We start from the raw sequence: 11,854 nt of genomic DNA, 5'->3' as shown, positions 1-11,854 counted from the left end.
TCAGCGCACCGCCTTCCGGTGCACCGAGGGCACGCTGCGGGACAGCAGCTCGCGCGCCAGGAGTTCGGCGGCCTCGGGCTCACGTGCGGCGATGTGCGCCGCGAGCCGCAGATGGGCGTCGATGTCGAGGAGTTCGGCCGTCCGCAGATCATCGGGCACGGCGGCGACCGGGAGGGTCCCGCCCACCAGGCTGTTGAACGCCAGCAGATAGGCCATGTTGCCCGAACCCTCCACGATCAGCCGCCACCAGGCGATGTTCGCCGCGCCGAGCTCCGCCAGGTCCGGCCCGCTCCGCGTGTAGTGGCCGGTGGCCTCGACGATCTCCGCGGCGGCCTGCTCGGAACATCGGATCGCGCACAACCTGGCCGCGTCCGCACCGATGCACGCCCGCATCTCCAGGGCGTCCCGGGCGAGGTCCGCCACCGAGGGGCCGCCGTCGGCCGCGGCGATCCCCACGGCCAGGTCCAGGCCGGCGGTGCGCCGCCAGTCCTGGACGAGGGTGCGGCCGCCGTGGCTGACCTCGACGAGCCGGGCCTGCTGGAGCCGTTTGACGGCCTCACGGACGGCATGACGGTTCACACCGAACTCGGCCGCCAGTTCCCGTTCGGCGGTGAGCGCGGAACAGGGCGGCAGTTCACCGTCCAGGATCCTGTCGCGCAGCACGGCGAAGAGCTGGTCGGAGACCGCTTCACGCCGGATGTGTCGCTCGGTCATGGCGATCAGAGTGGACAGGCCGAGGTCAGTGGTCAACTGGTTGGACCAGATTTTCTCGGCGGATCCGGCAGGCGTCGGCTCATCCGCGGGCCCCGGTGGGCCCCCTCGACGCCCATCCGGCGCACCTCACCACATGGGCTGGGACCTGCCGGCATGCGACCGGTCGTACGAGCGGCCGGTCGGCGGTCCGGAGGGACCGCAGGACGAGCAGCGCAACAGCGTCTGGCCGACGTTGCGCCCTTCCCACGCGGCAGGGCTGGCACACTGTCCCCGTGTCCAGACACCTTCGGATCGGGCTGCTCGGGGCAGCCGCCATCGCGCCGAGTGCGCTCATCAAGCCTGCGCGGCAGACCTCGCGTGTCACCGTGACCGCCGTCGCGGCGCGCGACCGGACCCGCGCCGAGGCGTTCGCCCGCAAGCACGATGTCCCGGTCGTACACGCCGGCTACGACGCGCTGCTCGCCGACCCGCGGGTGGACGCCGTGTACGTGCCCCTGCCCAACGGGCTGCACGCCGAGTGGACACTCAAGGCTCTCGAGGCCGGCAAGCACGTACTGTGCGAGAAGCCGTTCACCGCCAACCGTGCCGAGGCCGAGCGCGTCGCGGACGCCGCCGACGTCGCCTTCGCGCGCGACGGCCTGGTGGTGATGGAGGCCTTCCACTACCGCTACCACCCGCTTGCCGAGCGGATGCGCGAGATCGTGACGAGCGGCGAACTGGGGGAGCTGCGCCGGGTCGAGGCCGAGTTGTGCTTTCCCCTGCCCCGGTTCAGCGACATCCGGTACGACTACGCGCTGGCGGGCGGCGCGACGATGGACGCCGGCTGCTATGCGGTGCACGTCGCCCGGCTTCTCGGCGGTGGCGATCCGGCGGTCACCTCGGCACGGATGACGACTTTGCGCAAGGACCCGCGCATCGACCGCGCCATGACTGCGGAACTCGCCTTCCCCAAGGGGGTGTCCGGGCGCGTCCGCGCGTCGATGTGGTCGCGCCGGGTGTTGTCGATCCGGGCCCGCGCGGTCGGGACGGACGGCGAACTGAACGTGACCAACTTCGTGATGCCCCAGCTCTACCACCAGGTGACGATCCGTCGCCCGCGCAGCTCGGGAGCACACGTGGTGCGGCGGGAGCGTGTGCCGCGCAACCCGTCGAGCTACGCCCGCCAGTTGGAGGCGTTCGCTGCCGCGGTACTCGATGGCGGACCGGTCATCACCTCCGCCAGGGACGCCGTGAGGACCATGGGCGTCCTCGACGGCATCTACCGCGCCGGCGGACTACCGCTCCGCCGCCAGGAGAAGGACCAAGCCGCAACCCCATGACGACCTCTCCCGGCACGTTCCGGACCTGATGGCCTCGTATCCGTGTGTGCCCGGAGCCGGGTGACGGCCTCGACCGGACCCGTCCCGCAGCGCCGGGCGGACGCTTGCGCTGGAGCGGACTCCAACTCGTAGAGTCGCCGCATCCCCAACAGGGCGAGCTCCAAGGAGAGGTGAATGCGCTACCGCGTTCTGGGCAGGACCGGCATCGAGGTCAGCCCGTACTGCCTCGGCACCATGATGTTCGGTTCCGTCGGCAATGCCGACCACGACGAATGCGTCCGGATCATCCACGCCGCGCTGGACGAGGGGATCAACTTCATCGACACCGCCGACATGTACTCGGCCGGCGAGTCGGAGACCATCGTGGGCAAGGCGTTGAAGGGCCACCGCGATGACGTGATTCTCGCGACGAAGGTCCACTTCCCCATGGGCGACGGCCCCAACCGGGGCGGAAACTCCCGGCGTTGGATCGTCCGGGAGGTGGAGGACAGCCTGCGGAGGCTGGGGACGGACTGGATCGACCTGTACCAGGTGCACCGGCCGGACCACACGACCGACATCGAGGAGACGCTCTCGGCGCTGACCGATCTGGTGCACCAGGGCAAGATCAGGGCCTTCGGCTGCTCCACGTTCCCCGCCGAGGAGATCGTCGAGGCATACCACGTGGCCGACCGCCGAGGGCTCCATCGCTTCCGCACCGAGCAATCGCCCTACTCTCTCCTGGCCCGCGGCATCGAGAAGCATGTGCTGCCGGTCGCGCAACGCCTCGGCATGGGGGTGCTGACCTGGAGTCCCCTGGCCTCGGGGTTCCTGACCGGCCGCTACCGGAAGGGCCGGGAGCTCGATCTGAGCAGCGGGCGTCCCACCCTGCACCCCGACCGCTTCGATCCGTCGGCGCCCCGCACCGCCGCGAAGCTGGAGGCGGTCGAGCAACTCGTCGCCGTGGCCGAGGAAGTGGGCTGCTCACTGCCGGAGCTGGCCGTCGCCTTCCCGCTCGCGCATCCGGCGGTCACATCGGTGATCATCGGTCCCCGCACGATGGAGCACCTGCGCGACACGCTCAAGGGCATGTCCGTGATGCTGGACGACGCCGTCCTCGACCGGATCGACGACATCGTGCCGCCCGGAACCGATGTGTACCCCCCGGACGGCGTCTGGGCTCCGCCGTCGCTCACCACGCCGACGCTCCGTCGACGCCCGGCCGAGTCCAGGACCGCAGCCTGAAGCAGGGCGGAACGGCCCCTCGTCCGCCGCCGTGTGGGGAGCGGTCTTCGGGAGTCAGGGGGGAGTGTTCTTCGTGTGGGTCGTGGCTCCGCTGTGGGTGTGGTGCCGGCGGTAGGCGCCGGGCGTCATGTGGTGCCAGCAGGTGAACGCGCGTACCAGGGCGGCCGCCGACCCCACGGGCGACACCGCCGAGGGTCACATCGGTCGCCCTGAGCAGTCGCAGGGCACGCGTGTGCCGTGCGTCGTCGAGGAGTTCGTGTCACGAGGGGCCCTCCTCGCACTGCCTGGAAGGGCGGGGCTGACCGCCATGGGCTTTTGTGGCCGGCCCCGCGCACCGCTCACCGGACAGCGAAGAGCGCCTACCCCTTTTGCGCCCGCTGCCGTGCCCGGTAGGCGCGCAGATTCGCCGCATTACCGCAGATCTTCACGTTGTGCCAGACGCCGCTGATGTTGCGCGACCTGTCGAAGAACATCGTTCCGCAACGGTCGTTGCGGCACATCTTCAGTCGCTGCCAGGCACCTGTCTGCTGGGCCAGGAAAACCTCGATCAGGGCCAGTGCTGCCACTCGCCGCCAGCCGGTGCCGCGCGGCTCCAAGCGGGCCTGCCCGTCCCCACCGAGCTGCACCGCAGTGGCCGCTGTATGCAAAGGGGGAAGCGCGTCGTCGCGGCCCCGGGCCACAGCCTGGCGCAGACCGTCACGGAAACCGCGGAGCTCTTCCTGATCGTGAGCTTCGAGCTCGATCCCGGCCAGGGGGGTGCCGGTGACCTCGCCCCACTGTGCCAGCGCCTGATCAAGCCAGGCCTGAGCGTCGCCGAGGTCGGCGAGGAGATCCTTCGTACGGGGCTTACCGGCGGAGACCGTGTTCATGAAATCCTGCACAAAAGCGAGCCCTGCCGGGGCCGGCTCCGTACCGTAGCGAACCGTGGCCGACCAGCTCATGTGGATCACTTCCCGCTGTCCGTGCGCTTCTTAGTGACATAAGCATACGCCTTTTGTTAATAGTCTCGGACGCTACATAGCGTCAGGGGCGGACGGGTGAGCAGAGTCGCATAGGGGAAGATGCCTGTTCCCGCCGGGAGAATTGCCGTAGATGGGTACCTGAGTGGCGACATAGGCATCAGGATGAGGCCTATGCTCCGCGTTCTCATCTCCGCCCAGCATATGCGGGGTACGTCCTCATCACCGTCTTCGACTGGAGCCTGCGACGCCTCTCGGCCGACCCGGCCGAATCCGCCCGAAAGGCATAGCCGTTCCGCGCAGGCACACCCGCCCTCGGACGGAGCGCCCGTGGCGTGCATCTCGCGCGCAGCGGAGTGCGTGTCAACGCGGTGCTGTTCGGGCCGATCGAAACGCCGGACCAGCGAGCTGTCTTCGAGCGCAATCCAGGTGCGCTGGAGAAACGGCCGGTGAACTGGCCCATGGGGCGATTCGGCACGCTGAAGGAAGCCGCCGGAGTGATCACCTTTCTCGCCGGCGATGATTCCGGATTCATTACCGCCGCCGTGGTCCCACTCGACGGCGGCATTACCGAAGCGTTCACCGTCCCGGAATGACTGCCGGCGAAGGAGCCACCCCATAGCTGAACGCGGGCTGGCCGTGACATGAGGACAGCCGCGCGGGTTCTTCGGGTACGACCGAGAAGTGGGCCCGCGCGGCCTTGTTCCATCCTGGCTTCACCGCCGTGTCCGGCCGGCATCCAACTGGGCGATGTGATCGAGGAGTTGACCGAGCCGTGGCGCGCGCTGCGCGAGGCGGACCTGCACGGACGACGCGGTCATGAGCGCTCGAGGGCTGCGGGTGCCGACCCGAAGCAGGATCTGGTCTTCACCGACCGCACCGCGTTGTGCTCACCTTGGTCGACGATCCGCGGACAGGGACTACGGGACTCGACGCGCGCCCTCGGCCCCCACCCGCCTCGCGTACTCCGCCAGCCCGTCCGTGGTCTCTCCTGCCCAACCCACGTAACCGTCCGGGCGGATCAGGAACACCCCCGCGCCGTATCCCTGTGCCGCGTCGGTGTCCGTGTCCATCGTCAGCAGAGTCCAGTGCGGCCCGCGAAACGCGTCGAAAAGTTGTGTCCCCTCCACTGTTCCGTCCGGTGCGCGGTCACCCGCCCTCACCGGCCCCGGAGTGGCGCGGGTTTCCTCCGTGAGAGAGGAGGTCCGGTAGCCGAGGCCGAGCTGGCGGGTCGCCTCGCCGCGGCGGGCCTGGCCGCGGTGAATGCTCGTCGACAGGCCTAGCATCTCGGCCGCGATCGGGCGCCGTTCCTCCTCGTAGGTGTCAAGGAGTGAGGTGGGCGCGCCGTCCCGCAGCACCACGCCCAGCTTCCAGCCCAGGTTGTAGGCGTCCTGCACGCTGGTGTTGAGGCCCTGGCCGCCGGCCGGCGAGTGGACGTGCGCCGCGTCTCCGACGAGGAAGACCCTGCCCTGGCGGAAGCGGGCCGCCAGGGCCGCACGCGGGCGGAAGTCCGAGGCCCAGCGCACGTCGGTCACGTCCTCGGGGGCGAGGTGCGAGCGCGCGGCGACGAGCTTGCGAACACCGTCGAGGGACAGGTCCATCGTGGTGCCTTCGGGGAACTGTGCCGTGAGCTGAAAGTCCTCTGTGCCCGCCAGCGGGCAGATCGCCATGAAGCCGTCGTCCGCCCCGCTCGACGGGAAGATATGCCAGTTGTCGCGGTCCAGGCCGGTGATGCGGACGTCCGCCACCAGCACGGGGTGCGGATCGACCGTCTCGCCGGTCATGGCGATGCCGAGTGCCCGGCGCACCCTCGAGCGGCCCCCGTCGGCGGCGACCACGTATCCGGCCCTCAGCTCGGTGCCGTCGGCGCAGCGTACGGTCACCCCGCTCTCGTCCTGCTCAAGCCCGACCGCCTCCCTGCCGAAGGCGACCCGCCCGCCCAACTCCTCCAGCCGCGCCAGCAGGATCCGCTGTGTGCGCCACTGCGGCACCATCCACGGTTCGGTGTACGGCGAGTCCTCGGTCGCCTCCGCCGGGTCGAACATCCGACGTTCGCCCCTACGCTGTCCGTCCCGCCAGATCATTCCGACGGGGTAGGCGCCCCCCGCCGAGCGGACGGCGTCGAGGATGCCGAGGTCGTGGAAGACCTCCATGGTGCGCGGCTGGATCCCCTTGCCGCGCGAGCCGGGGAACAACCCGTCGGCCCGCTCGACGACGAGCGCGTCCACCCCGCGCCGGGCGAGGTCGATACCCAGCGTCAGCCCGCTGGGGCCCGCGCCCACCACCAGTACGTCCACCTGTGCGGCCATCCGCCCCATCCTCCTTAACGTCGTTAAGTTCGGTCGGGTGCGACGGTGGACTTAACGCCGTTAAGCTGTCAAGCGTGACCACGAAACGACGTGTGCCCCTCGACCGCAAACGGGTCGCGGACGCCGCCCTGAACCTCCTGAACGAGGTCGGCCTGGAGGGCCTGACGCTGAGTGCCATCGGCCGCGAGCTGGGCGTGAAGGCACCCGCTCTGTACTGGCACTTCAAGGACAAGCAGGCGCTGCTCGACGAGATGGCCACGGAGATGTACCGCCGGATCGTCGCCCGGACGCCGCTCGACCCCGACGACACCTGGCGGGAGCGGCTGCGCAAGGCCAGCCACGGCCTGCGCGAGGCGCTGCGCGGGTACCGCGACGGCGCGAAGGTCTTCAGTGGCTCACGCTTCACGGGCATCGAACACGCCGAGCAGATGGAGGACAACCTGCGCCTCTTCACGGCCGCCGGCTTCACCTTCGCCCAGGCCGTTCGCGCGACCACGACGACGTACCTCTACACGATCGGCTTCGTCATCGAGGAGCAGGGCGTCGAACCGCTGCCCGATGAGCGGCGCGAGGGCTTCGACGTCGCCGAACGCGCCCGGATGATGGCCGACTTCCCGCTGTCGGCCGCCGCGGGCGCCGAGATCTTCGCGGACTACGAGCGGCACTTCGAGGAGGGGCTGGAACTCCTGATCGCCGGCATCGCGACCCGGTATGGGATCGACTGACCAAGAGAGATGCCGGCTGAGGTTGTCCGGAAAGCGGCCGTCGACTCATGCCCCTTGTCCGCGTGCGGCTTGTCCGGCCGCCAGCGACGCACTCGACCGCTGCCGCGACGGCCGGCCTTGGACAAAAGGAACAACCACCACGGGCCGACCGGCCGGGGTGCCGAGGAGCGCGTGGGTCTGTGGGTCTCCTCCGGTCTGCCTTGCGCGGCTCGGCTGCGCTGTCTTCGTCAAACCGGACCCGGTTCGGGCTCGATGTTCAGGTCCAGGCCAGTGCGCCGGGCACGGGAGGCACGGGTCGTGCGCCGAGCACGGCAGGCACGGGTCGTGACGGCGGATGGCCCGTTCGCACAGGCGGGCGAGGTTGGCTAAGGACTGTCCGCCGACGGCGGTCCAGGCGGCTCTTCGAGGATGCTCCAGGCGACCGGCCCGAGCAGGTCGGCCACTCGCTGGAAAACGTCCAGCAACAGGTCGTCCACCGTCAGCATGCCCACGACCCTTTGGCCGTCGACGACGGGAAGGCGGCGCACACCGGACCGACGCAGAGTCCGATACGCCACGTAGACGTCGTCGTCCGCGCCCACGGTGATGACCTGCGGCGACATCACCGCCTCGACCGGCGCCCCGCTGTCCAGGCCACGGCCGAGCCCTCGCACCGCGAGGTCGCGGTCGGTGACGATGCCGCGCAGTGCCCCGCCCTCGACGACGAGTACGGAACCGATTCCGTATTCGTCCATCCGCCGGGCCGCTTCCGCCAAAGGTGCCCGAGGAGGGAGGGCCACTGCGGGTGCGCTCATTGCCGCGGAGACCTTCATGCCGAGCCTCCTCAGCGTGGGCTGTAGGTCAGGCAGTCGGCGCCTTGCCGCCCCGGGCCGACGGTGATGCCGTCGGCTTGGCACTCGAGCCGCGAGTTGTGTCGGCAATCGGACATCTTGGAGGCTCCGACCTGCCCGGCGGCACCCGGGTCGCCGCCTTTGAACGCGGTGACGAAGAATGTGTCGCACCGGGCGTGCGGAGGATCACCCACAGTGATGGCCAGCGCGTGACAGGCGGCACCGACGTTGTACGAGCACGACTCCACCGCGCACTCGTTGATGAAGGGCATCTGCACGGAGTTCTCCTGACATTCAGCCCGCTGCCGGTGCGAGCGGTGACGGCCCACGACGTCGCACCCTCGGTCAGTCATCAAGGTGTTCCCACTTCCGCCCCGGGGCGGCGTGCGACACCCGGAGAAGTCGCGAATCACCCGAAGGACCCGGGACGCGACCGGAGCCGGGTGCTTTCGAAGACGCTCGATGACCGGGATGACGGACCTCTCCTCGACCCTGCCGGGGGCAGCGTCACCACGCTTCTCGCGTACGTCGACACGGACGGTGTTCCGGGGGGGCGCCCAGGGTGGTGCCGAGCACGTCGCGGCGGATCTCGTCGCTGATCGCGGTGTCGCTGCGAAGGAAGGGCCGCGGCAGGGCGCGGCGGCTGATGACGCCACGAGCTTGCCCCTCTCGTCGATCACGGGCAGCCGCTTCACCGGGTTGCGGTACATGGCGCGGGCGGTCTCGACGACCTTCCAGCCGGGCCGTGCCGTCACCGCGGGCGAGGTCATCATCGCCTGAGCGGTCTCGGCGCCCGCGCGCGCCGGCTCGCCAGGGCCGGGCCGGTGGCTGCATGATCTGAGAGGAGGTGAGGGGCTATGGCCGCACAAGCTTCATCGAACGCGGCGGGAGGTCACCCCATCGGGGACCTTGGGCGCCGAATCGCCCTGCGGCGCGAAGAACTCGGCCTGACCCGAGAGGAAACGGCCGAGCGGGCCGGCATGGCTTCCAGCTATCTCCAGTACCTGGAAGAGCGGCCCACCGCCGCGCCCGGCGCGGCCTCCCTCCTCAGACTGGCCGGCGCGCTTCAGACCACCGTCCGGGACCTCTCCGGCGGCGATGTCGATCTTCCGCCCGGCCTCGGGCAGGCAGGACGACGCCCGAAGTTCACGGAGCTGACCACGGGGGAGTGCCGGGAGCTGCTCTCGACGCACGGCGTGGGAAGACTCGCGATGCACACGGCCGCGGGGCCGGTGATCGTCCCCGTGAACTACAGCGTCGTCCAGGGGACGCTCGTCTTCAGGACCCGCCCCCACGCGCTACCCGCGCAGGCGCAGGGCTCTCAAGTGGCCTTCGAGGTCGACCATCTCGACGAAGCCCTCAGCCAGGGTTGGAGCGTCCTGGTGAGCGGCCACGCCCGAGCCGTGACGGATCCCGAGTCGGTACGGCGGCTGGAGGAAGAGGCGTACAGCGCACCCTGGGCGGGGGGACAGCGTGAGTTGTGGATCCGTATCGAACCCTCCAGCATCACCGGGCGCCGGATCACGGTGTGACGAGACCGACGCCCCGGTAGTCCCGACAGTTGTCGCGGGGTGACGGCGGCCGTCGAAGAGCCGGACTTCCGGTCCGGCGTGCCTGGGAGCGTTGCGACGGATTCGCCCGGGTGGGTACGGACGTGCACCATGGAAAGGGATCGGGGGCACTCCTCGCGGAGGTGAACCGCGACGACACCGCCTGTACGGAACACGGACCGGCAGCCTGCCGGGGCGGGCCTTTCCCACCTACGGCCGACGTGCCGGTCCGGGATGGCGCACAATCCGGCAATCCCGCTCATCGCCGTCTGCTCTACGCGCCCCTGTCTCCCGGCCGCGAGGCTCGTACGCATCATGAGAGCGCGGCCTCCCGCCCGGAGGCGTCGGCAGGGCGTGGGGGAGTGACCATGAGACTTTCATTTCTCGAACCCCTGTACAAGCAGCCCGGCCCCTTCGCGTCGGTTTATCTGGACACCTCTCGCGACATCGACGATCCCGATGCCGCCCTGGAACTGCGCTGGCGGCATCTGCGGGACGCCCTGATGTCCGAGGGCGCGGACCAGGACTCCGTCGAGGCGGTGGCGCGCATGGTGGGCTGCGACACGGATGTCCCGGGCGCCCACGGGCAGGCCGTGTTCACGGCACACGGCCGGCCGGCCCTGATGGACGAGTTGCCCGCCCCTCCCGCACGGGACACGGCCCGCTTCGGAACGCTGCCGGACACCATGCCGCTGATCGTCCAGCACGCGCCCGGTATCCCGTATCTGGCGGTCCATGTCCACTACGGCGGCCGTCACTCCACGGACGCCACCGGCACCGTGCGCATCGACGTCGAGGCCGGGATCTGGCCCCACACCAAGGTCATGCCGGGGCACCGCCTGCACCAAGAGATCCCTGTGGCGGACTGGCTGCACGCCGCCGAAGCCATCGGCAGGGAACTGGAAGGTCACGCACGGTGCGTCGACAGCGAAGCGGTGGTCGTCGCGGGAGACGTCTGGGCCCGCGGCATCCTGGTCCGCCGGCTCCCCGCCTCCCTGCAAGGCCAGGTCACCACGGTGGAGGGCGCCGGCGAGTCGCAGCCTGGGCGGGCGCTTCTCGAGCACCGGCTCGAAGGTCTCTTCGATGGCCACATGGCGGCGCACGACCAAGCCCTGCTGGATGCCTTCCTCGCACAGCAAGCACGCGGCGGAGCGTCGGCCGAGGGCCTTTCCGCCGCCGTATCAGCCCTGCAGCGCGGTCGGGTCAAGGCCCTGTTCCTGAACAACCATCCGGAGTCGACGCTGCGCCTTCGGGTCGGTCCGGAAGCCGGCCAACTCTCCCTGACCGAAGAGGAACTGCGCTCCTACGGCGTACAGGACATCCGCGAGGAGCGCGCCGACGCTGCCCTGACCCGTGCCCTGGTCGGCACGCGGGCCGAACTGGTCGTGGTGTCCGAGCAGCAGCTGCGGATGGGCGACGGCGTGGGCGTACTGCTGCGCTACGCCGACCCCATGTAGCGGCGGCGGAAGAGCGTGCCCTGGCCGGCGCTCCACGGGCGTACGGCTGCCGGCGCCTGCCCGACCGCGGACTTAAGGGAGCCAATGGTGCCGATGGGGACTGCCTCCGTCCTCGGCGGCTCCTTGGCCGCCGAGGAGTACCCGCGGCGATCTCGTGTGACCTCGCACCGAAGAGAGGTTTTCTGTGCGAGTGGGAGACGGCCGGGCTTTGTCGGCTCGGTACGCGATGTGCTCGCGCCGGGCAACGGGCCGCCGCCACGGCGCAAGCGCAGCCACTGCGTGGTCACATCAGGGCCGGTCCGCGGCCGGCGGATGTCATCCGGCCAGGAAGAGGCCGAACTTGGCGTCGGCCCCGTCGTGCCAGCCGCTGATGTACTCAGGGCTGTGCTGGGACTCGTTGGACCAGCACCAGTCCTTGAACCACCGGCCGATCGTGATCTTGCCGCATGCCTCGAGGCCGTCGTGCTTGTTGTCCCACAGGTAGATCGCGCCGCTGGACTGCTTCTTGCCCTGGTACGTGCGCCAGCACTCCAGGTACCTCATGCCTGCCGGGTTCCCGTCCAGGCGAACCGACTTCCAGCCGGCGCACTTCGTGGCGGACGCGCCCACGGTGGATGAGAGGTGAGCCGGCGCGTCCCCGTGGGTCTGAGCGGTTGCGGCGGCCGGACCGGCGGCGGCAACGCCACCACCCAGGACGGCGGTGGCGAGCAGCAGGGCCATGCGCTTGCGAGCTTTCATGATCTTGGGTTCCTTCCCCGTCTCGGTGA

Annotated in this window: 12 protein-coding genes and 1 pseudogene; 6 read left to right on the top strand and 7 right to left on the bottom strand. The window is 69.9% G+C overall.

All coding sequences use genetic code 11. The features are described from left to right. Window positions 1-714 (bottom strand): FadR/GntR family transcriptional regulator, encoded by a 714-nt coding sequence (locus tag ACIP94_RS34975; RefSeq protein ID WP_402434976.1) that lies wholly within the window; start codon window positions 712-714, stop codon window positions 1-3. 272 nt (window positions 715-986) lie between these two features. Between ACIP94_RS34975 and ACIP94_RS34970 the strand changes: the two genes are divergently transcribed. Together ACIP94_RS34970 and ACIP94_RS34965 are read left to right on the top strand one after the other, a co-directional pair. Next, the gene (locus ACIP94_RS34970; protein ID WP_402434973.1) at window positions 987-2,033 is read left to right on the top strand and encodes a Gfo/Idh/MocA family protein; all 1,047 of its coding nucleotides are present in this window, start codon (window positions 987-989) and stop codon (window positions 2,031-2,033) included. Window positions 2,034-2,207: 174 nt separating this feature from the next. Beyond that, on the top strand, window positions 2,208-3,257 hold the full coding sequence (locus tag ACIP94_RS34965; RefSeq protein ID WP_402434970.1) for an aldo/keto reductase: 1,050 nt from the start codon (window positions 2,208-2,210) through the stop codon (window positions 3,255-3,257). Window positions 3,258-3,616: 359 nt separating this feature from the next. On the opposite strand, the gene ACIP94_RS34960 is transcribed toward ACIP94_RS34965, so the two are convergent. Then, window positions 3,617-4,198 (bottom strand): CGNR zinc finger domain-containing protein, encoded by a 582-nt coding sequence (locus tag ACIP94_RS34960; protein WP_402434967.1) that lies wholly within the window; start codon window positions 4,196-4,198, stop codon window positions 3,617-3,619. A gap of 353 nt (window positions 4,199-4,551) precedes the next feature. Between ACIP94_RS34960 and ACIP94_RS34955 the strand changes: the two genes are divergently transcribed. After that, window positions 4,552-4,812 (top strand): SDR family oxidoreductase, encoded by a 261-nt coding sequence (locus tag ACIP94_RS34955; protein WP_402434964.1) that lies wholly within the window; start codon window positions 4,552-4,554, stop codon window positions 4,810-4,812. A 324-nt stretch (window positions 4,813-5,136) separates the two neighbouring features. Here the strand turns inward: ACIP94_RS34955 and ACIP94_RS34950 are convergent, their stop codons facing one another. After that, entirely contained in the window at window positions 5,137-6,525 is a 1,389-nt protein-coding gene (locus ACIP94_RS34950) for an FAD-dependent oxidoreductase (protein ID WP_402434961.1), read from the bottom strand. A 74-nt stretch (window positions 6,526-6,599) separates the two neighbouring features. On the opposite strand from ACIP94_RS34950, the gene ACIP94_RS34945 reads away from it, so the two are divergent. Then, the gene (locus tag ACIP94_RS34945; protein ID WP_402434958.1) at window positions 6,600-7,250 is read left to right on the top strand and encodes a TetR/AcrR family transcriptional regulator; all 651 of its coding nucleotides are present in this window, start codon (window positions 6,600-6,602) and stop codon (window positions 7,248-7,250) included. Window positions 7,251-7,615: 365 nt separating this feature from the next. On the opposite strand, the gene ACIP94_RS34940 is transcribed toward ACIP94_RS34945, so the two are convergent. The 3 genes and pseudogenes from ACIP94_RS34940 to ACIP94_RS34930 all read right to left on the bottom strand — a co-directional run. Next, window positions 7,616-8,044 carry a CBS domain-containing protein gene (locus ACIP94_RS34940; protein ID WP_402434955.1) on the bottom strand — a complete coding sequence of 143 codons (429 nt, stop codon included), beginning with the start codon at window positions 8,042-8,044 and terminating at the stop codon, window positions 7,616-7,618. Between the two features lie 29 nt (window positions 8,045-8,073). Continuing rightward, entirely contained in the window at window positions 8,074-8,352 is a 279-nt protein-coding gene (locus ACIP94_RS34935; RefSeq protein WP_402435095.1) for a DUF1540 domain-containing protein, read from the bottom strand. A gap of 438 nt (window positions 8,353-8,790) precedes the next feature. Beyond that, window positions 8,791-8,850: pseudogene (locus tag ACIP94_RS34930) on the bottom strand (hypothetical protein); the annotation flags it as partial. 87 nt (window positions 8,851-8,937) lie between these two features. On the opposite strand from ACIP94_RS34930, the gene ACIP94_RS34925 reads away from it, so the two are divergent. Beyond that, a complete protein-coding gene (locus ACIP94_RS34925) occupies window positions 8,938-9,612 on the top strand; it encodes a helix-turn-helix domain-containing protein (protein ID WP_402434952.1) in 675 nt (224 codons plus the stop codon). 386 nt (window positions 9,613-9,998) lie between these two features. Next, window positions 9,999-11,087: a hypothetical protein gene (locus ACIP94_RS34920; RefSeq protein WP_402434949.1), complete on the top strand. Its 1,089-nt coding sequence runs from the start codon at window positions 9,999-10,001 to the stop codon at window positions 11,085-11,087. A 315-nt stretch (window positions 11,088-11,402) separates the two neighbouring features. On the opposite strand, the gene ACIP94_RS34915 is transcribed toward ACIP94_RS34920, so the two are convergent. After that, window positions 11,403-11,825: a hypothetical protein gene (locus ACIP94_RS34915; protein ID WP_402434946.1), complete on the bottom strand. Its 423-nt coding sequence runs from the start codon at window positions 11,823-11,825 to the stop codon at window positions 11,403-11,405. Window positions 11,826-11,854 lie beyond the last annotated feature (29 nt).

Source organism: Streptomyces sp. NPDC093261, assembly GCF_044753645.1.
In the GTDB taxonomy this organism is placed as follows: Bacteria; Actinomycetota; Actinomycetes; order Streptomycetales; family Streptomycetaceae; genus Streptomyces.
This window is presented reverse-complemented; position numbering and strand designations above follow the sequence as displayed.

Excerpts from the sequence above, each read along its gene's own strand:
- ACIP94_RS34975 (WP_402434976.1), bottom strand. The coding sequence starts at position 714 with ATGACCGAGCGACACATCCGGCGTGAAGCGGTCTCCGACCAGCTCTTC.
- ACIP94_RS34965 (WP_402434970.1), top strand. The coding sequence starts at position 2,208 with ATGCGCTACCGCGTTCTGGGCAGGACCGGCATCGAGGTCAGCCCGTAC.
- ACIP94_RS34960 (WP_402434967.1), bottom strand. The coding sequence starts at position 4,198 with ATGAGCTGGTCGGCCACGGTTCGCTACGGTACGGAGCCGGCCCCGGCA.
- ACIP94_RS34950 (WP_402434961.1), bottom strand. The coding sequence starts at position 6,525 with ATGGCCGCACAGGTGGACGTACTGGTGGTGGGCGCGGGCCCCAGCGGG.
- ACIP94_RS34940 (WP_402434955.1), bottom strand. The coding sequence starts at position 8,044 with ATGAGCGCACCCGCAGTGGCCCTCCCTCCTCGGGCACCTTTGGCGGAA.
- ACIP94_RS34935 (WP_402435095.1), bottom strand. The coding sequence starts at position 8,352 with ATGCCCTTCATCAACGAGTGCGCGGTGGAGTCGTGCTCGTACAACGTC.
- ACIP94_RS34925 (WP_402434952.1), top strand. The coding sequence starts at position 8,938 with ATGGCCGCACAAGCTTCATCGAACGCGGCGGGAGGTCACCCCATCGGG.
- ACIP94_RS34920 (WP_402434949.1), top strand. The coding sequence starts at position 9,999 with ATGAGACTTTCATTTCTCGAACCCCTGTACAAGCAGCCCGGCCCCTTC.
- ACIP94_RS34915 (WP_402434946.1), bottom strand. The coding sequence starts at position 11,825 with ATGAAAGCTCGCAAGCGCATGGCCCTGCTGCTCGCCACCGCCGTCCTG.